General features: G+C 58.5%; 16 protein-coding genes, 3 tRNA genes and 3 rRNA genes. 1 reads left to right on the forward strand and 21 read right to left on the reverse strand.

Annotation, left to right across the window (positions count from 1 at the left end):
- Window positions 1-49: 49 nt before the first annotated feature.
- From P9255_RS17400 to P9255_RS17460, 13 genes are all read right to left on the reverse strand, one after another.
- Window positions 50-1,684 carry an NAD(P)/FAD-dependent oxidoreductase gene (locus P9255_RS17400; RefSeq protein ID WP_309790173.1) on the reverse strand — a complete coding sequence of 545 codons (1,635 nt, stop codon included), beginning with the start codon at window positions 1,682-1,684 and terminating at the stop codon, window positions 50-52.
- A 154-nt stretch (window positions 1,685-1,838) separates the two neighbouring features.
- A 5S ribosomal RNA gene (gene rrf / locus P9255_RS17405) occupies window positions 1,839-1,951 on the reverse strand.
- A gap of 166 nt (window positions 1,952-2,117) precedes the next feature.
- A 23S ribosomal RNA gene (locus tag P9255_RS17410) occupies window positions 2,118-5,000 on the reverse strand.
- Between the two features lie 285 nt (window positions 5,001-5,285).
- Window positions 5,286-5,361, reverse strand: a tRNA-Ala gene (locus P9255_RS17415).
- 44 nt (window positions 5,362-5,405) lie between these two features.
- A tRNA-Ile gene (locus P9255_RS17420) sits at window positions 5,406-5,482 on the reverse strand.
- Between the two features lie 61 nt (window positions 5,483-5,543).
- Window positions 5,544-7,075 (reverse strand): 16S ribosomal RNA (locus tag P9255_RS17425).
- The 16S, 23S and 5S rRNA genes sit together here with 3 tRNA genes alongside, the layout of an rRNA operon.
- A gap of 414 nt (window positions 7,076-7,489) precedes the next feature.
- A tRNA-Thr gene (locus tag P9255_RS17430) sits at window positions 7,490-7,565 on the reverse strand.
- A gap of 18 nt (window positions 7,566-7,583) precedes the next feature.
- Window positions 7,584-8,075: a ClpXP protease specificity-enhancing factor gene (locus tag P9255_RS17435; RefSeq protein WP_309790174.1), complete on the reverse strand. Its 492-nt coding sequence runs from the start codon at window positions 8,073-8,075 to the stop codon at window positions 7,584-7,586.
- 61 nt (window positions 8,076-8,136) lie between these two features.
- Entirely contained in the window at window positions 8,137-8,748 is a 612-nt protein-coding gene (locus P9255_RS17440; protein ID WP_008344155.1) for a glutathione S-transferase N-terminal domain-containing protein, read from the reverse strand.
- A 94-nt stretch (window positions 8,749-8,842) separates the two neighbouring features.
- Window positions 8,843-9,598, reverse strand: a complete 756-nt coding sequence (locus tag P9255_RS17445; protein ID WP_309763952.1) for a cytochrome c1 — start codon at window positions 9,596-9,598, stop codon at window positions 8,843-8,845.
- A gap of 22 nt (window positions 9,599-9,620) precedes the next feature.
- Window positions 9,621-11,003 (reverse strand): cytochrome bc complex cytochrome b subunit, encoded by a 1,383-nt coding sequence (locus P9255_RS17450; protein ID WP_309790175.1) that lies wholly within the window; start codon window positions 11,001-11,003, stop codon window positions 9,621-9,623.
- Window positions 11,004-11,624 (reverse strand): ubiquinol-cytochrome c reductase iron-sulfur subunit, encoded by a 621-nt coding sequence (gene petA, locus P9255_RS17455; RefSeq protein WP_035967706.1) that lies wholly within the window; start codon window positions 11,622-11,624, stop codon window positions 11,004-11,006.
- Between the two features lie 217 nt (window positions 11,625-11,841).
- Window positions 11,842-12,588: a Nif3-like dinuclear metal center hexameric protein gene (locus P9255_RS17460; RefSeq protein ID WP_309790176.1), complete on the reverse strand. Its 747-nt coding sequence runs from the start codon at window positions 12,586-12,588 to the stop codon at window positions 11,842-11,844.
- Window positions 12,589-12,608: 20 nt separating this feature from the next.
- Between P9255_RS17460 and P9255_RS17465 the strand changes: the two genes are divergently transcribed.
- Window positions 12,609-13,826, forward strand: coding sequence for a Do family serine endopeptidase (locus P9255_RS17465; protein ID WP_309763948.1), 1,218 nt, complete (start codon window positions 12,609-12,611; stop codon window positions 13,824-13,826).
- A 105-nt stretch (window positions 13,827-13,931) separates the two neighbouring features.
- Here the strand turns inward: P9255_RS17465 and tatC are convergent, their stop codons facing one another.
- The 8 genes from tatC to hisF form a co-directional block, all read right to left on the reverse strand.
- Window positions 13,932-14,708 (reverse strand): twin-arginine translocase subunit TatC, encoded by a 777-nt coding sequence (tatC, locus tag P9255_RS17470; protein WP_309763947.1) that lies wholly within the window; start codon window positions 14,706-14,708, stop codon window positions 13,932-13,934.
- A gap of 44 nt (window positions 14,709-14,752) precedes the next feature.
- A complete protein-coding gene (tatB, locus tag P9255_RS17475) occupies window positions 14,753-15,280 on the reverse strand; it encodes a Sec-independent protein translocase protein TatB (RefSeq protein ID WP_309763946.1) in 528 nt (175 codons plus the stop codon).
- 36 nt (window positions 15,281-15,316) lie between these two features.
- Entirely contained in the window at window positions 15,317-15,550 is a 234-nt protein-coding gene (gene tatA / locus P9255_RS17480; RefSeq protein ID WP_244793922.1) for a Sec-independent protein translocase subunit TatA, read from the reverse strand.
- A 154-nt stretch (window positions 15,551-15,704) separates the two neighbouring features.
- Entirely contained in the window at window positions 15,705-16,067 is a 363-nt protein-coding gene (locus tag P9255_RS17485; RefSeq protein WP_309763945.1) for a histidine triad nucleotide-binding protein, read from the reverse strand.
- A 34-nt stretch (window positions 16,068-16,101) separates the two neighbouring features.
- Window positions 16,102-16,494, reverse strand: coding sequence for a hypothetical protein (locus P9255_RS17490; RefSeq protein WP_309763944.1), 393 nt, complete (start codon window positions 16,492-16,494; stop codon window positions 16,102-16,104).
- A 42-nt stretch (window positions 16,495-16,536) separates the two neighbouring features.
- Window positions 16,537-16,905 (reverse strand): phosphoribosyl-ATP diphosphatase, encoded by a 369-nt coding sequence (locus P9255_RS17495; RefSeq protein ID WP_309763943.1) that lies wholly within the window; start codon window positions 16,903-16,905, stop codon window positions 16,537-16,539.
- Complete coding sequence (gene hisI, locus P9255_RS17500) at window positions 16,902-17,306, reverse strand: phosphoribosyl-AMP cyclohydrolase (protein WP_404980366.1); 405 nt, start codon at window positions 17,304-17,306, stop codon at window positions 16,902-16,904. The genes P9255_RS17495 and hisI overlap by 4 nt, the downstream gene beginning before the upstream one ends.
- Before the next feature lie 2 nt (window positions 17,307-17,308).
- Window positions 17,309-18,082, reverse strand: a complete 774-nt coding sequence (hisF, locus tag P9255_RS17505) for an imidazole glycerol phosphate synthase subunit HisF (RefSeq protein WP_309790177.1) — start codon at window positions 18,080-18,082, stop codon at window positions 17,309-17,311.
- Between the last annotated feature and the right edge of the window lie 40 nt (window positions 18,083-18,122).

Here is an 18,122-nt window from a genome sequence, read left to right on the forward strand (position 1 = left end):
GTCGCGACGAGCGACATGCGTTCACAGCGTCCGTGCAGGGTATCGCGGGTCAGACCGTCGCCGAATATTCCGCCATCATCTTCAGCGCGACAGCTTCGGCAACCTCGATTCCATCGATCGCCGCCGAGTAAATCCCGCCAGCATAGCCCGCGCCCTCGCCCGCCGGGTACAGTCCATCGACATTGACGCTCTGGTAGTCGTCGTTGCGGCGCACTCGCAGTGGCGACGATGTGCGCGTTTCGACGCCGGTCAGCACGGCGTCGTGCATCGCGAAACCCGGGATCTTCTTGTCCAGTTCGGGCAGCGCCTCGCGGATCGCCTCGATCACGTAGTCGGGCAACGCGGTGCTCAGGTCGGTCGGCTTGACGCCCGGTTTATACGACGGCATTACCGAACCCAGCGACGTCAACGCACGCCCAGCGATGAAGTCGCCGACGAGTTGCCCCGGCGCGCTGTAATCACCGCCGCCGAGCTCGAACGCGCGCTCTTCCCACTTTCTCTGAAACGCGATGCCGGCCAGCGGGCCGCCCGGATAATCTTCTGGCGTGATGCCAACGACGATGCCCGCGTTCGCATTGCGTTCGGCACGCGAATACTGGCTCATGCCGTTGGTGACGACGCGCCCCGCCTCCGATGTAGCGGCTACCACCGTCCCGCCCGGGCACATGCAGAAGCTATAGACTGCCCGTCCGTTGCTGCAGTGGTGCACCACCTTGTAGTCCGCGGCGCCCAGGCGCTCATGACCGGCGAACTTGCCGAAGCGCGCCCTGTCGATTACTCCCTGCGGATGCTCGATGCGGAACCCGAGCGAAAACGGCTTCGCTTCCATGTAGACGCCGCGCTCATGCAGCATCTCGAAGGTATCGCGGGCGCTGTGGCCGACGGCGAGCACGACATGTTCGCAGCGCAGCACTTCGCCGGTCGACAGCCGCAGGCCGCGCACTTTGCCGTCGTCTATATCGATATCCTCGACGCGATGCTGAAATCGCACTTCTCCGCCCAACTGGTGGATGGTCGCGCGCATCTTCTCGACCATGCTCACGAGACGGAATGTGCCGATGTGCGGCCGGCTCAGATAGAGGATGTCCTCCGGCGCGCCGGCTTTCACGAATTCGTCGAGCACCTTCCGTCCGTAGTGCTTCGGGTCCTTGATCTGGCTGTAGAGTTTGCCGTCCGAGAAAGTACCGGCGCCGCCTTCGCCGAACTGCACGTTCGACTCGGGATTGAGTTCGTTGCGTCGCCAAAGGCCCCAGGTGTCTTTCGTCCGCTCACGCACGGCTTTTCCACGCTCGAGGATGATCGGCCGGAAGCCCATCTGCGCCAGAATCAAGCCGGCGAAAAGCCCGCAGGGCCCCATCCCGATGACGACAGGGCGGAGCATCGTCGAGCGTTCGGGCGCCTTCGTTACGAAGTGGTAACTCATGTCGGGAGTGACGCCGCAATGCGGATGCGCGTGAGCCTTCAGACGCGCCAGCGCCGATGCCTCGTCTTGCAGCGTGACATCGATGATGTACGTGAGCTTGATATCGGCGCGCTTGCGGGCATCGTGCGCGCGACGGAACACGTGGAAATGCACGAGCTCCTCGGCAGCGACACCGATTTCTGCCAGACGCGCGACAACAGCCGGTTCGATGGCCGAATCAGGATGATCGAGCGGGAGCTTGATTTCGCTTAAACGTAGCATGGGAACTCGATGGCAGCAGCCGAACGGGAATACGAAGTGGGGATTTTAGCGCGCGGGCCATCACGCGCTGATGTCTCGGGCCTCTACGTGAAACACGGCTGAAACGCAAAAACCCCACCTTTGAGGGGTGGGGTTTTTGTTTAAGGCATGAGGAGCCTGACGATTACCTACTTTCACACGGGGATCCGCACTATCATCGGCGTGGAGTCGTTTCACGGTCCTGTTCGGGATGGGAAGGGGTGGGACCGACTCGCTATGGTCATCAGGCATGACTTGTTGTTGTGCGCGTTGGGGACGGCACAACCAATCTGGGAAGAAGTAGATTCGGTAGTGACTGTTGGGCACAGTCGCGTCACTCAACCGGCGTGCCCCCTTCGGGGGTTGCATTGAGTAAGCGCTAAAGCGCTAACTCACTGCGAAACACACTGGTTATAGGATCAAGCCTTACGGGCAATTAGTATCAGTTAGCTCAATGCATTACTGCACTTACACACCTGACCTATCAACGTCCTGGTCTGGAACGACCCTTCAAGGGGCTCGAAGCCCCGGGGATATCTCATCTTAAGGCGAGTTTCCCGCTTAGATGCTTTCAGCGGTTATCTCTTCCGAACATAGCTACCCGGCGATGCCACTGGCGTGACAACCGGTACACCAGAGGTTCGTCCACTCCGGTCCTCTCGTACTAGGAGCAGCCCCCTTCAAATATCCAACGCCCACGGCAGATAGGGACCAAACTGTCTCACGACGTTTTAAACCCAGCTCACGTACCTCTTTAAATGGCGAACAGCCATACCCTTGGGACCGGCTACAGCCCCAGGATGAGATGAGCCGACATCGAGGTGCCAAACACCGCCGTCGATATGAACTCTTGGGCGGTATCAGCCTGTTATCCCCAGAGTACCTTTTATCCGTTGAGCGATGGCCCTTCCATACAGAACCACCGGATCACTATGACCTGCTTTCGCACCTGCTCGACTTGTCGGTCTCGCAGTTAAGCACGCTTATGCCATTGCACTATCAGCACGATTTCCGACCGTACCTAGCGTACCTTCGTACTCCTCCGTTACGCTTTGGGAGGAGACCGCCCCAGTCAAACTGCCTACCATGCACTGTCCCCGATCCGGATCACGGACCAAGGTTAGAACCTCAAACAAACCAGGGTGGTATTTCAAGGACGGCTCCACCGAAACTGGCGTTCCGGTTTCATAGCCTCCCACCTATCCTACACAGATCGGTTCAAAGTCCAATGCAAAGCTACAGTAAAGGTTCATGGGGTCTTTCCGTCTAGCCGCGGGGAGATTGCATCATCACAAACACTTCAACTTCGCTGAGTCTCGGGAGGAGACAGTGTGGCCATCGTTACGCCATTCGTGCAGGTCGGAACTTACCCGACAAGGAATTTCGCTACCTTAGGACCGTTATAGTTACGGCCGCCGTTTACCGGGACTTCAATCAAGAGCTTGCACCCCATCATTTAATCTTCCGGCACCGGGCAGGCGTCACACCCTATACGTCCACTTTCGTGTTTGCAGAGTGCTGTGTTTTTATTAAACAGTCGCAGCCACCAGTTTATTGCAACCTCTTCACCCTTCTGGCGCAGGCCAGTCAAGCTACAGAGGCGTACCTTATCCCGAAGTTACGGTACCAATTTGCCGAGTTCCTTCTCCCGAGTTCTCTCAAGCGCCTTAGAATACTCATCTCGCCCACCTGTGTCGGTTTGCGGTACGGTCATCGTTAGACTGAAGCTTAGAGGCTTTTCTTGGAACCACTTCCAATTGCTTCGCTTCCGAAGAAGCTCGCGCCACACCCTTGAATCCTGTGCCCGGATTTGCCTGAGCACCTTCTCCAATGCAGCGACCGGGACGTCCAACACCCGGACAACCTTCCGCGATCCGTCCCCCCATCGCATCTAACAATGGTGCAGGAATATTGACCTGCTTCCCATCAGCTACGCATTTCTGCCTCGCCTTAGGGGCCGACTCACCCTACGCCGATGAACGTTGCGTAGGAAACCTTGGGCTTACGGCGAGGGGGCTTTTCACCCCCTTTATCGCTACTCATGTCAGCATTCGCACTTCCGATACCTCCAGCATGCCTTTCGACACACCTTCGCAGGCTTACGGAACGCTCTCCTACCACACGTACTTGCGTACGCATCCGCAGCTTCGGTGACTGGCTTGAGCCCCGTTACATCTTCCGCGCAGGACGACTCGATCAGTGAGCTATTACGCTTTCTTTAAAGGGTGGCTGCTTCTAAGCCAACCTCCTGACTGTTTTAGCCTTCCCACTTCGTTTCCCACTTAGCCAATCTTGGGGACCTTAGCTGGCGGTCTGGGTTGTTTCCCTCTTGACACCGGACGTTAGCACCCGATGTCTGTCTCCCGTGATTGCACTCTTCGGTATTCGGAGTTTGCTATGGCGTAGTAATCCGCAATGGACCCCACAACCATGACAGTGCTCTACCCCCGAAGGTGATACACGAGGCACTACCTAAATAGTTTTCGGAGAGAACCAGCTATTTCCAAGTTTGTTTAGCCTTTCACCCCTATCCACAGCTCATCCCCTAACTTTTCAACGTTAGTGGGTTCGGTCCTCCAGTACGTGTTACCGCACCTTCAACCTGGCCATGGATAGATCACTTGGTTTCGGGTCTACGCCCAGCAACTGATCGCCCTATTCGGACTCGCTTTCGCTACGCCTGCCTTAATCAGTTAAGCTCGCTACTGAACGTAAGTCGCTGACCCATTATACAAAAGGTACGCCGTCACCCCTTGCGAGGCTCCGACTGTTTGTATGCATGCGGTTTCAGGATCTATTTCACTCCCCTCCCGGGGTTCTTTTCGCCTTTCCCTCACGGTACTGGTTCACTATCGGTCGATCACGAGTATTTAGCCTTGGAGGATGGTCCCCCCATCTTCAGACAGGATTTCACGTGTCCCGCCCTACTTGTCGTACCCCTAGTTCTTCCACGCTGCTTTCGCTTACAGGGCTATCACCTGCTATGGCCGCACTTTCCAGAGCGTTCAGCTAACAATGCAGATAAAGAGTACAGGCTCTTCCCATTTCGCTCGCCACTACTTTGGGAATCTCGGTTGATTTCTTTTCCTGCGGTTACTTAGATGTTTCAGTTCACCGCGTTCGCTCCACATGACCTATGTATTCAGTCATGGGTGACCCATACGGGCCGGGTTTCCCCATTCGGACATCTTCGGATCAATGCTCGTTTGCCAGCTCCCCGAAGCTTTTCGCAGGCTACCGCGTCCTTCATCGCCTGTGATCGCCAAGGCATCCACCACATGCACTTGTTCGCTTGACCCTATAACGAGTGCGTCTCTCATCGAGCCACATCCGCCATAGGCTGAGTTTTCGCGTTGTGCCGTATTCCAAGTCATCATTAAGATCACTTTTCATACTCGATACAATCACTACCCTGAACCTGCTACTCGCGCCCATCTCTAAGCGCTTTCCCAGATTCTCTTTACTACTTCTTCCAGATTGTTAAAGAACGTTTAGCCGACAAGCGTGTTTCAATACTTGCGACATCAACTGGCTAGCAATCGCCAATGCTTAACGCTTACCCGAAGCGCTAGGCATTGAGGATTGGTGGAGGATGACGGGATCGAACCGACGACCCCCTGCTTGCAAAGCAGGTGCTCTCCCAGCTGAGCTAATCCCCCGATGAGGCCTGACTAAGGTGTTGCCCAGCCACGCCTGATTCGGATGGTGGGTCTGGTTGGATTCGAACCAACGACCCCCGCCTTATCAAGACGGTGCTCTAACCGACTGAGCTACAGACCCTTAGCCTGTCTTTCTGACAGCCGATAAGCGTGAGCGCTTAACTTTAAGCGCGAAGCTCGAGAAAGGAGGTGATCCAGCCGCACCTTCCGATACGGCTACCTTGTTACGACTTCACCCCAGTCATGAATCCCACCGTGGTAAGCGCCCTCCTTGCGGTTAGGCTACCTACTTCTGGTGAAACCCACTCCCATGGTGTGACGGGCGGTGTGTACAAGACCCGGGAACGTATTCACCGCGGCATGCTGATCCGCGATTACTAGCGATTCCAGCTTCACGCAGTCGAGTTGCAGACTGCGATCCGGACTACGATCGGTTTTCTGGGATTGGCTCCACCTCGCGGCTTGGCAACCCTCTGTTCCGACCATTGTATGACGTGTGAAGCCCTACCCATAAGGGCCATGAGGACTTGACGTCATCCCCACCTTCCTCCGGTTTGTCACCGGCAGTCTCCTTAGAGTGCTCTTGCGTAGCAACTAAGGACAAGGGTTGCGCTCGTTGCGGGACTTAACCCAACATCTCACGACACGAGCTGACGACAGCCATGCAGCACCTGTGCGCCGGTTCTCTTTCGAGCACCCCCACCTTTCAGCAGGGTTCCGACCATGTCAAGGGTAGGTAAGGTTTTTCGCGTTGCATCGAATTAATCCACATCATCCACCGCTTGTGCGGGTCCCCGTCAATTCCTTTGAGTTTTAATCTTGCGACCGTACTCCCCAGGCGGTCAACTTCACGCGTTAGCTACGTTACTAAGGAAATGAATCCCCAACAACTAGTTGACATCGTTTAGGGCGTGGACTACCAGGGTATCTAATCCTGTTTGCTCCCCACGCTTTCGTGCATGAGCGTCAGTGTTGGCCCAGGAGGCTGCCTTCGCCATCGGTATTCCTCCACATCTCTACGCATTTCACTGCTACACGTGGAATTCTACCTCCCTCTGCCACACTCAAAGCCTGCCAGTCACCAATGCAGTTCCCAGGTTAAGCCCGGGGATTTCACATCGGTCTTAACAGACCGCCTGCGCACGCTTTACGCCCAGTAATTCCGATTAACGCTCGCACCCTACGTATTACCGCGGCTGCTGGCACGTAGTTAGCCGGTGCTTATTCTTCCGGTACCGTCATCCTCCATCCATATTAGGGACGAAGTTTTCTTTCCGGACAAAAGTGCTTTACAACCCGAAGGCCTTCTTCACACACGCGGCATTGCTGGATCAGGGTTGCCCCCATTGTCCAAAATTCCCCACTGCTGCCTCCCGTAGGAGTCTGGGCCGTGTCTCAGTCCCAGTGTGGCTGGTCGTCCTCTCAGACCAGCTACAGATCGTCGCCTTGGTAGGCCTTTACCCCACCAACTAGCTAATCTGCCATCGGCCGCCCCTGCAGCGCGAGGTCCGAAGATCCCCCGCTTTCCTCCGTAGATCGTATGCGGTATTAATCCGGCTTTCGCCGGGCTATCCCCCACTACAGGACACGTTCCGATGTATTACTCACCCGTTCGCCACTCGCCGCCAGGCCGAAGCCCGCGCTGCCGTCCGACTTGCATGTGTAAGGCATGCCGCCAGCGTTCAATCTGAGCCAGGATCAAACTCTTCAGTTCAAACCTGTTACTGTTTTTCGGTTCCGTTAGAAACCGGTCGCTCACTCAACGTACTGACGATGATTAATCCGTCCGAAGACAGACAAACCTTCCTCTTAATACTTCGTGTGAGACTCTTGATTACTTTTGCTTGTCGCTCCAGCACCTAAGCACCAGAACCGCACTCGCCATCAAGCGCCCACACTTATCGGCTGTTAGTTTTTAAAGAACATTCGCGAGACTTTCCTGCCTCGTCTTGCGTCGCTGCGTCAGCAGCAGAGAAACGAGATTATGAATATCGCTTCGAAGTCTGTCAACAAGTTTTTGAAGCTTCTTGTCAACTTGCCTTTCGGCACCTCATCCAAGACAGGATCACACTTGATCCTTGAAATCAAACGGGCCGTGCGGACATCACACGACCCGTCAACTTAGTCTTGGTGCCGGCTGCAGGACTCGAACCCGCCACCTGATGATTACAAATCAACTGCTCTACCAGATGAGCTAAGCCGGCGAAGGACGAGATTCTACTTCATTTGACGACTTTGAGGTGCGATCTCGTGGAAGATTTCGCAGCTTCATCTTCGGCTGAACCGACGCTCGGCTCCTCGGGCGCCGAAGCGTCGTCAGAACCCGATCGCTCGTCCGCCGCCGGGGCGGCCGGACGCGCCTCACGCTCCGCGGACCGCGCTGGCTCTGCCGCATGCTGCGACGGTTCTACCGGGAACGCCATTCCCTGCCCGTTCTCTCGCGCGTAGATCGCGAGCACGTTGGCTACCTGCACCTCGATCTTGTGCGACTTGCCCGAGAATCGTGCGCTGAACTCGATCCATTCATTGCCCATCTGCAACTGGCTCGTCGCCTCGAAGCTGATGTTCAGGACGATCTCGTCGTTGCGAACGAACTGGCGCGGCACGCGCGTGGCCCCGTCAACCCGCACGGCGATATGTGCCGTGAAGCCGTTATCCGTGCACCACTCGTAGAGCGCGCGAAGCAGATACGGCTTGGTGGAAATTTCTTGCATCAACTTTCCTCTGCCGGAGCAAGGCATGCGAACTCGCGCCGCCGTGCTCCGCTCTCGCAAACTATCGACGCATCACCTTTTCGGAAGGCGTCAGCGCTTCAATATAGGCCGGACGGCTGAAAATCCGCTCGGCGTACTTCATCAACGGCGCAGCATTCTTCGACAGTTCGATGCCATAGTGATCCAGGCGCCACAGCAGCGGTGCGATCGCCACGTCCAGCATCGAGAACTCTTCGCCCAGCATGTACTTGTTCTTCAAGAAGATCGGCGCCAGTTGAGTGAGGCGATCACGGATGGCGCTGCGCGCCTTCTCGTGGTTCTTCTCGGCCGCTTTGCCCTTTTCGTTCTCCAGCGTCCCGACGTGCACGAACAATTCTTTCTCGAAGTTCAGCAGGAACAGGCGCGCACGCGCGCGCTGGACCGGGTCAGCCGGCATGAGTTGAGGATGCGGAAACCGCTCGTCGATATATTCGTTGATGATATTCGACTCGTACAGAATCAGGTCGCGCTCGACGAGGATCGGTACCTGTCCGTAGGGGTTCATCACCGCGATGTCTTCCGGCTTGTTGAACAGATCGACGTCGCGGATCTCGAAATCCATGCCCTTTTCGAACAACACCAGCCGGCAGCGCTGGGAGAACGGGCAAGTAGTGCCGGAATACAGAACCATCATGTTTTTAAAGTCCCTTCAGTAAACTCGAAGGGCCGGCCGAGGCGGCTCCCTGGCGGAAGCGCCGTCGCACCGACCCACGCCGTCGATTGGCGTGCTATTTGATATCTCTCCAGTATGCCGCGTTCAGACGCCATGCGAGGAAGCTCAGGAGCGCCAGGAACAGCAGGACCCAGACGCCGAGGCGCTTGCGGGTTTGCTGGGCGGGTTCGGACATCCACGAAAGGTACGAAACCAGATCGGCCACAGCTGAATCATAATCCACGTTTGACATGGCGCCAGGCGTCACCTGAGTGTAACCCACGAATCTTTTTACCTTTTCGCCGGTCTTTTCGTCCGTTTCCGTCGCGAACCGGGCGTCGCGGATGCCTTGCAGCGTCCACAGCACGTGGGGCATGCCGACGTTCTCGTACACGCGGTTATTCCAGCCGGTCGGCCGCGTCGGATCGCGGTAGAAGCTGCGCATATACGTGTAGAGCCAGTCGCGTCCACGCGCCCTCGCCTCCACCGACAAATCGGGCGGCGACGCGCCGAACCACGCTTTCGCGTCGTCCGGGCGCATCGCGATGCTCATCGTGTTGCCGATTTTGTCCGTTGTGAACAGCAGATTGTCCTGAATCTCCTTCTGGCTGATGCCGAGATCGGTCAGCCGGTTGTAGCGCATCAGGTTCGCACTGTGGCAGTTCAGGCAATAGTTTACAAACATTTGAGCGCCATGCTGCAACGACGCAAAATTGTCCGCGTTATTCGGCGCCCGGTCGAGGACCGCCTCCTCTTCCGCGTGGGCCGGCGCGCCGCCGAATGCGAACATCGCGGCGCCGATCATCGCCATCATCGAGAGCCATTTTTTCATCGCGTAATCTCCGGACGTGAGCTCAGTGGTGTTTGTAGTTCACTCGCTCGGGCGGCGTCTTGAATCTGCCGCGCGGCGTCCAGAAAGGCATGCCCAGGAAAAACGCAAAATAAATCAGTGCGCAAATCTGTGCGATGAGTGTCCCCGCCGGCGATGGCGGCCTCGTCCCCAGGAAGCCGAGCACGAGAAAGGCGATCACGAAGATCGCGTAAAAAACCTTGTGGAAGAGTGGCCGATAGCGAATGGATTTCACCGGACTGCGATCGAGCCAGGGCAGGAAAAACAGCGACACGACTGCGGTGCCCATTACCACGACGCCCCAGAATTTCGACTCGGTCAGCGCCATGAACACGATCACGACAAGCGCAAGTACCGGCAACGCAATACGCCACTTTCCGCGAGCCCTCAACAGCGCAAATACACCGAGCAGCGCGATCACGATCATGAGGACGATCTTGAACGGATCGGTGGTCGCGCGGAGCATCGCGTAGAACGCAGTGAAATACCAGACCGGCGCGATTTCTGGCGGCGTCTGCAGCGGATTCGCCGGAACGAAGTTGTTCGCTTCAAGGAAATATCCGCCCATTTCCGGGGCGAAGAAGATGATTGCCGCGGAAATCAGCAGAAATACGCAGACACCGAAGAAGTCATGGATCGAATAGTACGGATGAAACGGAATGCCATCGAGCGGAATGCCGTTCGCATCCTTCTTTGCCTTGATTTCGATGCCGTCGGGATTATTGGATCCGACCTCGTGCAGCGCGACCAGATGGGCCGCCACCAAGCCGATCAGCACGAGCGGAATCGCAATTACGTGAAACGCGAAGAAGCGGTTCAGCGTGACGTCCGACACGACATAATCGCCACGAATCCAGAGCGAAAGATCCGGACCGATGAAAGGAATGGCCGAAAACAAATTCACGATGACCTGCGCGCCCCAGAACGACATTTGCCCCCAAGGCAGCAGATACCCGAAGAACGCCTCCGCCATCAGGCACAGGAAAATAGCACAGCCGAAAATCCATACCAGTTCGCGCGGTTTCCTGTATGACCCATAAATCAGGCTGCGGAACATGTGCAGATAAACGACGACGAAGAACATGGAAGCGCCGGTGGAATGCATGTACCGAATGAGCCAGCCCCACGGCACCTCCCGCATGATGTATTCAACCGATGCAAAAGCGAGCGTCGCATCCGGCTTGTAATTCATGACGAGAAATATGCCCGTCACGATCTGAATGACGAGCACGAGCAGCGAAAGCGAGCCGAAGAAATACCAGAAGTTGAAGTTCTTCGGCGCGTAATACTCCGAGACGTGCTTTTTCCAGCTCGCGGTGAGCGGAAACCGGCGGTCGATCCAGCCCGTGAGGCCCGTCGTTTCGACATCCTTGTCTGCGGTCGCCATTTAAGCCTCTCCCTTTTCGTCCTTGCCGATCACGAGTTGCGTCGCCGAAGTGAACATGTATGGAGGCACGTCCAGATTTTGCGGCGCAGGCTTGTTCTTGAAGACGCGGCCCGCCAGGTCATAAGTCGAGCCGTGGCATGGGCAAAGAAAACCGCCCGGCCAGTTATCAGGGAGATTGGGTTGAGGCCCTTCGGTGAATCGCGGCGTCGGCGTGCACCCGAGGTGCGTGCACACGGCGACGGTCACGAGAATATTCTTGTGATCCGCGCGCGAACGATATTCGTTGTTGCAGTACTCCGGCAACGGCATGGAGAATTCCATCTTGGAATTCGGGTCTGCCACTTCGCTGTCGGCCTTCTTGATATCGGCCAGCATTTCGTCGGTGCGATTCACGATCCACACCGGACGGCCGCGCCACGCGACCGTCATCATTTCGCCCGGCTTGAGCCCGCTGATATCGACCTCGACAGGCGCGCCCGCCGCTTTCGCCTTTTCCGATGGCGCAAACGAACTGACGAAAGGCACTACGGTTGCCACACCTCCGAAACCACCTGCTACGGTCGTCGCAATCAGCCAGGTACGGCGGCCGCCGTCGACGCGGTTATCGTCCTTGTCTCGCATCACACGCCCCACTTCTGAGTTGGATTTATACCGTCACATCAGTGTTCCGCCGCTAGTGTGCGCGAATGGAGTTGCCATTTACAAGGCCCGCGCAGTAAAAATCACTCGAAGTCACAGGCCTTGCGGGTTTTCCCCACGTTTTCGCACGTTCTCGTGAAGCAATGTTTTAAGCCGAAGCCGACTGCCCCGCAGCCCTTCAAAATCGGCCGCACGCCTATTAAACCGGATTATCGATATCGATGAACAAGTGCTCGATATCGAACTCCTCGGACAGATGCGCGCCTACCGCTTGCACCCCATATCGTTCAGTGGCGTGATGCCCCGCCGCGATGTACGCGACGCCTGACTCCGCCGCAATGTGCATGGTCTGCTCGGAGACTTCGCCGCTCACGTAGACATCCGCGCCGGCCGCAACCGCTTGCTCGAAATAGCCCTGCGCGCCGCCGGTGCACCATGCGACGCGTCGCAGTTCGCGGTCCGAATCGCCGAATACTAGCGGCTTTCGGCCGAGCGCATTTTCAACGGTCGCGGTGAAATGCTCGAGCGACAGCGGCATCGTGAGCGGCGCGATCCAACCGAGATCCTGATCGGCGAAACGGCCATCCGCAATCAGACCGAGCCGTGCGCCCAGTTGCGCGTTGTTGCCGAGTTCCGGGTGAGAATCGAGCGGAAGATGGTACGCGAACAGATTGACGTCGTTGGCGATCAGCGTGCGCAGACGCCGATGCTTTCGCCCCGTTATCTGCGGCGCTTCGTTGCGCCAGAAGTAGCCATGATGAACCAGCACCGTGTCCGCGCCCCAGTCCAGCGCGGCTTCGAGAAATGCCAGCGACGCCGTCACGCCGGTTGCGATTTTGTGAACACGGCGAGTCCCTTCGACCTGTAGGCCGTTCGGGCAATAGTCCTTGAAGCGGCCGATTTCCAGCAGATTGTTCAGATACAATTCGAGTTCGATCCGATCCATGAAATCCTCTATCCCTTCAAATGCTTAGACGCTTCTGGCTGTTTTTTGCCCAAGCGGTCACCGTGCTTTTGGCTCTGATGTTTATCATCGCGACCCTGAAACCGCAGTGGCTTCAACGTCAGGGCCAGTTTGGCAAGCAACTCGCCGAGCCGATCGTCGCGCTGCAGGAAGTGGCGCCGAGCATCGGTTCGCGCCCGCTTCAGTCTTCCTATGCCGAAGGCGCGCAAAAGGCCATGCCCGCGGTCGTCAACGTGTTCTCCAGCAAGGACGGCAATCTGCCGCCGGACGCGCGCTCGAAAGACCCGCTGTTCCGCTACTTCTTCGGCGACAAGAACCGGCGCAAGAGCGACGAGCCGCCCGCATCGAATCTGGGCTCGGGGGTGATCGTCAGCTCGGAAGGCTACATTCTAACGAACCAGCATGTCGTGGACGGTGCGGATCAGATCGAAGTCGCGCTCGCGGACGGTCGCACGTCGAGCGCGAAGGTGATCGGCGTCGATCCTGAAACCGACCTCGCGGTACTGAAAATCAACATGACGAATCTGCCGACGATCACGCTCGGCCGGATGGATCAGGCGCACGTCGGCGACGTGGTGCTGGCGATCGGCAATCCGTTCGGCGTCGGTCAGACGGTAACGATGGGCATCGTCAGCGCGCTCGGGCGCAATCACCTCGGCATCAACACCTTCGAAAACTTCATCCAGACCGACGCGGCGATCAACCCCGGCAATTCGGGCGGTGCGCTCGTCGACGTAGACGGCAACCTGCTCGGGATCAACACCGCAATTTATTCGCGAAGCGGCGGCTCGCTGGGCATCGGCTTCGCCATTCCCGTTTCGACGGCACGCAGCGTGCTCGAAAGCATCATCACGACGGGCACGGTCACGCGCGGATGGATCGGCGTCGAGCCACAGGACGTCACCCCGGAGATCGCGGAATCGTTCGGGCTCGACCAGAAGTCGGGCGCGATTGTCGCGGGCGTGCTGCAAGGCGGTCCTGCTGACAGAGCGGGCATCAAGCCGGGCGACATCCTGGTCAGCATCAACGAGGACACGATTACCGACACCACGCGCCTGCTCAACGTCGTCGCGCAGATCAAGCCGGGCACGGCGGTAAAGGTCCACCTGATGCGCAAGAACAGGGAACTGGACGTCAGCGTCACCATCGGCAAGCGGCCCGCTCAGCCGCGCGCCCCGCAGATGCCCGACGAGGATCAAGGCGATCAGGGCGACGAGTAATGCGTCGGCGCCCGAAACAGAAAAAGGCAGCTCCGTTGAACGGAATCTGCCTTTTTTACGTGTGACGGAAGCAGAGACGCGACAATCCGCCGCAGAGCGACCGCACTAGTCCGCCGCTGCTTCCTCACTCTTGACCGATTCCTTGCCGACAACGAAACGCGCCGCCACGATCCCCGCCTCATAAAGAATGACGAGTGGAATTGCGAGAATCAGCTGCGAGAACACGTCCGGCGGCGTCACCACCGCCGAGATGACGAACGCGCCGACGATCACATAGGGGCGAATCTGCTTCAGCTTCGCAATCGACACTACGCCCATGCGCGCAAGCAACACGACGACGATCGGCACCTCGAACGTCACGCCGAACGCGATGAACATCGTCAGCACGAAGCTCAGGTAATTGTCGATATCCGTCGTCATTTCGGCGCCGAGCGGCGCGTTGTAATGCGCCATCACGCGGAAAATCGTCGGGAACACGATGAAGTACGCGAACGCCATTCCACAAAGAAACAGCGTGTAGCTGCTGAAAACCAGCGGGCCGACCAGCTTCTTCTCGTGCTGATACAGGCCGGGCGCGACGAACGCCCAGATCTGATACAGCACGATGGGCAGCGCAATGACGAACGCAACGAGCATCGTGACTTTCATCGGCACGAAGAACGAGCCGGTGACGTCCGTGACGATCATCTTGCCGTCGCGCGGCAGGTTCTGCATCAGCGGTCGCGCGAGCAGCTTGAAGATATCGGGCGCCCAGTACACGAGCGAAATGAATACGACGATGACCGCGGCGCCCGCACGGATGATGCGATCGCGCAGTTCGACCAGATGCGAAATGAACGTCTCTTCGACGGGCTCGTCTTTATTTTGTTGCGGGTCGCTCACGCCGGCCCTCGGTATGGGTCATCGATGGAAGAAATGCGGCCGTATCAGAAGAATTTGGTCGGACGCCGCAGGGTGGCGGGTGTATGCCGCGCGACGCGCGCCGCGCCCGACTGCACGCGCGTGCGGCGCGCGGTGGTGCGCTTGTACCAGCTCGGAACCGCGCTCTGCTTGACACGCCAGTTCTTGCGCTTGAGCCGCGCTGGCGTAGCGGCGGGCCATTGCTCGCCGGAACCGCCGTCGTCCACCGCCGGCGATTCACCGCCCGCGATGCTCGGTGAAACCGACGTCCCCTGATTCCAGGCGTCGTTCAATTCCGATTCGTGGCGCTTGAGATTGTCGTGAATCGTCGTCTCGACGTTCGACGCCGCCGTTTCGAACTGCGTGCGCATCTTTTTGAGCTCGTCGAGCTCCATCTCGCGCGCCACCTCCGACTTCACGTCGTTGATGTATCGCTGCGCGCGGCCGAAGAGCGCACCAGCCGTGCGCGCCACGCCGGGCAGCCGCTCCGGCCCGAGCACCACCAGCGCGACGACGCCGATGAGCGCCATTTTGGTCAGACCGAGATCGAGCATTGACGAAGAAGTGAATGGTTGCGGTCAGCGGCCCGATCAGCGGTAGTCGCCGGAACGGGTCTTGTCCTTCGCTTCCACGTCCACTGCGCCGTTGCGCGGCAGTTCACGTTGTTCGGGCGAGGCGGGGTTGTCCCCTTCGCGCATGCCTTCCTTGAAGCCCTTCACCGCGCCGCCCAGATCGCCGCCGATATTGCGCAACTTCTTCGTCCCGAAGACGAGCGCCACGATCAGCAACACGATCAACCAATGCCAAATGCTCAACGAACCCATGAATGAAAACTCTCCTTAGTTCGACCGCCAAGCCATTTTCCGCGACGGAAGCCCGACTCTGCGGCCCTGCCGAAGCGATGGCGCTTCAGCTTACGTATATCGATTTTCCGCGCCCAATATTGCGTTGAAAAGCCGACACGCCGATGAAACCGTATCAGCCCATCCGCCGCCAAGGGCGCTCCCCGGCCAAGAGATGCGCATGAATGTGATACACCTCCTGCCCGCCGCCCGGCCCGGTGTTGATGACCGTGCGGAACCCGGTGTCGCCCCCTGTGTAGGAAACGCCCAGGTCTTTTGCCAGACGGCCAACGAGACTCACCATTCTACCAAGCAACGGCGCATCGCTTTCGGAGCAGTCCGAAAGTGTTTCAATGTGCTTGCGGGGGATGACCAGCACATGAACCGGCGCCGCCGGATTGATGTCGTTGAACGCGACGAATTCGTCGTCTTCGTAGACCTTCGTGCTCGGAAGCTGCCCCGAGGCGATCTTGCAGAAGATGCAGTTGTCTTGGCTCATGAATATCCAATGCCCGGAGACCCGGCGTTGCCGATCAGAACCACGCGCGCGGTTCGATCGCTTTGTTTTCGTATAGGAACAGCCAGCCCTTGATGACGCGATAAAGGGTCCAGATACCGACCGCAAACAAGATGACGAAGCCGATGCCGACGAACAGCAACGCTGCGCCGATAACGTGTCCGAGCACCGCCCACCAGAACGTGCGGATCTGCCACGTGAAGTGCGCTTCGTATGGCGTGCCCACCGTATCGCCGCGCTTCAGGTAGTTGATGATGATCGCGACGAGCACGGTCAAGCCGCCCGTCAGCCAATAAAGCGCATACAGCGCGTAGACGATGTGGGTCAGCGTGCGCAGCCGGCGCAGGCGCTCCGCTTCGCCGGGGTCGGTGAATACAGTCGGCGGATACGGCTGATCGGACGTTCTCATGCTTGCCTCCAACGCGTGCGCGAGAAAGTGAGCGAAACCTCGTCAGCCGCCGTTCCGCTCGCGCTCGCGCGACTTGCGCAGCGCCTTCTCTTCGATACCCGACAAGCCTTCGCGCCGCTCAAGTTCAGCGACCACGTCGGCCGGGCTCAGGTCGAAGTGCGACAGCATCACGAGACAGTGGAACCACAAATCGGCGACTTCGCCGACGAGCGCCTTGGGCGCACCGCCGTGCCGCGCGTCCTTTGCGGCGAGCACGACTTCCGTCGCTTCCTCGCCGATCTTCTTCAGGACCGCATCGTCACCTTTATGAAAGAGTCGCGAAACGTAGGATTGTTCCGGATCGCCGCCCTTGCGGCTGTCGATGACGGCGGCGAGGCGCAGCAGCGTGTCCAGCGTGGTGGCTTGCGTCATTTATAGATGCTTTCTGGGTCTTTCAGGACCGGCTCGACGGCGATCCACTCGCCGTTGTCAGCCGTTCCTTCGAATTTCTGGAAGAAACAGGAGTGGCGGCCCGTGTGACAGGCAATGCCCGAAACCTGCTCGACTTTGAGCAGCACGACGTCCTCGTCGCAATCGAGACGCACGTCATGGACGAGCTGTACGTGCCCCGATTCCTCGCCCTTGAACCACAAGCGCTGGCGCGAACGCGAGAAATACACGGCGCGTTTCAGTTCGATGGTCTTGAGAAGCGCCTCGCGATTCATCCACGCGAACATGAGGACGTCGTTCGTCGACGCCTCTTGCGCAATAACCGGGACTAGCCCGTTGGCGTCCCACTTCACCCTGTCCAGCCAGCTGGCTTGATCGGTCACAGTCAGATCCTCACCGAAATGCCCTGGCCGGCCATGAAGCGCTTCGCTTCACCGACCGTGTGCTCGCCATAGTGGAAGATGCTCGCTGCGAGCACCGCGTCGGCGTGACCGTCGACGATACCGTCCGCCAGATGCTGCAGCGAGCCGACGCCGCCCGAAGCGATCACCGGGACCGGCACGGCGTCCGAGACGGCGCGTGTCAGCGCGAGATCGAAGCCGGCCTTCGTGCCATCGCGATCCATGCTCGTCAGCAGAATTTCGCCCGCGCCGAGTTCGGCCATCTTGCGCGCCCATTCGACGGCGCCGATGCCCGTCGCCTTGCGGCCGCCGTGCGTGAACACTTCCCAGCGCGCCGGCTCGCCTTCCGCCGATACGCGCTTCGCGTCGATCGCGACGACGATGCACTGCGAACCATGCTTGTCCGACGCGTCGCGCACGAGTTGCGGATTCGCCACCGCAGACGAATTCATGCTGATCTTGTCCGCGCCCGCGTTCAGCAGCCGCCGGACGTCCTCGACCGCGCGCACGCCGCCGCCGACCGTCAGCGGGATAAAGACCTGCGACGCGACGGCCTCTATGATCGGCAGGATGAGATCGCGCTGATCGGACGTCGCGGTGATGTCGAGGAACGTGAGTTCGTCGGCACCCTGATCGTCATAGCGCCGCGCGATCTCGACGGGATCGCCCGCGTCGCGCAATTCCACGAAGTTGACGCCCTTGACGACGCGCCCAGCGGTTACGTCCAGACAAGGGATGATGCGTTTTGCGAGAGCCATGTTCTTGCCACTGCCGGTTCGATACAAGTGAGGGCGGCCA

It is taken from the genome of Caballeronia sp. LZ019, from assembly GCF_031450825.1.
In the GTDB taxonomy this organism is placed as follows: domain Bacteria; phylum Pseudomonadota; class Gammaproteobacteria; order Burkholderiales; family Burkholderiaceae; genus Caballeronia.

Bases quoted from the DNA above. Each gene is read 5' to 3' on its own strand.
- P9255_RS17485 (WP_309763945.1), bottom strand. From the start codon at position 16,067: ATGAGCCAAGACAACTGCATCTTCTGCAAGATCGCCTCGGGGCAGCTT.
- P9255_RS17490 (WP_309763944.1), bottom strand. From the start codon at position 16,494: ATGAGAACGTCCGATCAGCCGTATCCGCCGACTGTATTCACCGACCCC.
- P9255_RS17445 (WP_309763952.1), bottom strand. From the start codon at position 9,598: ATGAAAAAATGGCTCTCGATGATGGCGATGATCGGCGCCGCGATGTTC.
- hisF (WP_309790177.1), bottom strand. From the start codon at position 18,082: ATGGCTCTCGCAAAACGCATCATCCCTTGTCTGGACGTAACCGCTGGG.
- P9255_RS17450 (WP_309790175.1), bottom strand. From the start codon at position 11,003: ATGGCGACCGCAGACAAGGATGTCGAAACGACGGGCCTCACGGGCTGG.
- P9255_RS17495 (WP_309763943.1), bottom strand. From the start codon at position 16,905: ATGACGCAAGCCACCACGCTGGACACGCTGCTGCGCCTCGCCGCCGTC.
- P9255_RS17435 (WP_309790174.1), bottom strand. From the start codon at position 8,075: ATGCAAGAAATTTCCACCAAGCCGTATCTGCTTCGCGCGCTCTACGAG.
- tatA (WP_244793922.1), bottom strand. From the start codon at position 15,550: ATGGGTTCGTTGAGCATTTGGCATTGGTTGATCGTGTTGCTGATCGTG.
- P9255_RS17465 (WP_309763948.1), top strand. From the start codon at position 12,609: ATGCTTAGACGCTTCTGGCTGTTTTTTGCCCAAGCGGTCACCGTGCTT.
- P9255_RS17460 (WP_309790176.1), bottom strand. From the start codon at position 12,588: ATGGATCGGATCGAACTCGAATTGTATCTGAACAATCTGCTGGAAATC.
- tatB (WP_309763946.1), bottom strand. From the start codon at position 15,280: ATGCTCGATCTCGGTCTGACCAAAATGGCGCTCATCGGCGTCGTCGCG.
- P9255_RS17440 (WP_008344155.1), bottom strand. From the start codon at position 8,748: ATGATGGTTCTGTATTCCGGCACTACTTGCCCGTTCTCCCAGCGCTGC.
- P9255_RS17400 (WP_309790173.1), bottom strand. From the start codon at position 1,684: ATGCTACGTTTAAGCGAAATCAAGCTCCCGCTCGATCATCCTGATTCG.
- petA (WP_035967706.1), bottom strand. From the start codon at position 11,624: ATGCGAGACAAGGACGATAACCGCGTCGACGGCGGCCGCCGTACCTGG.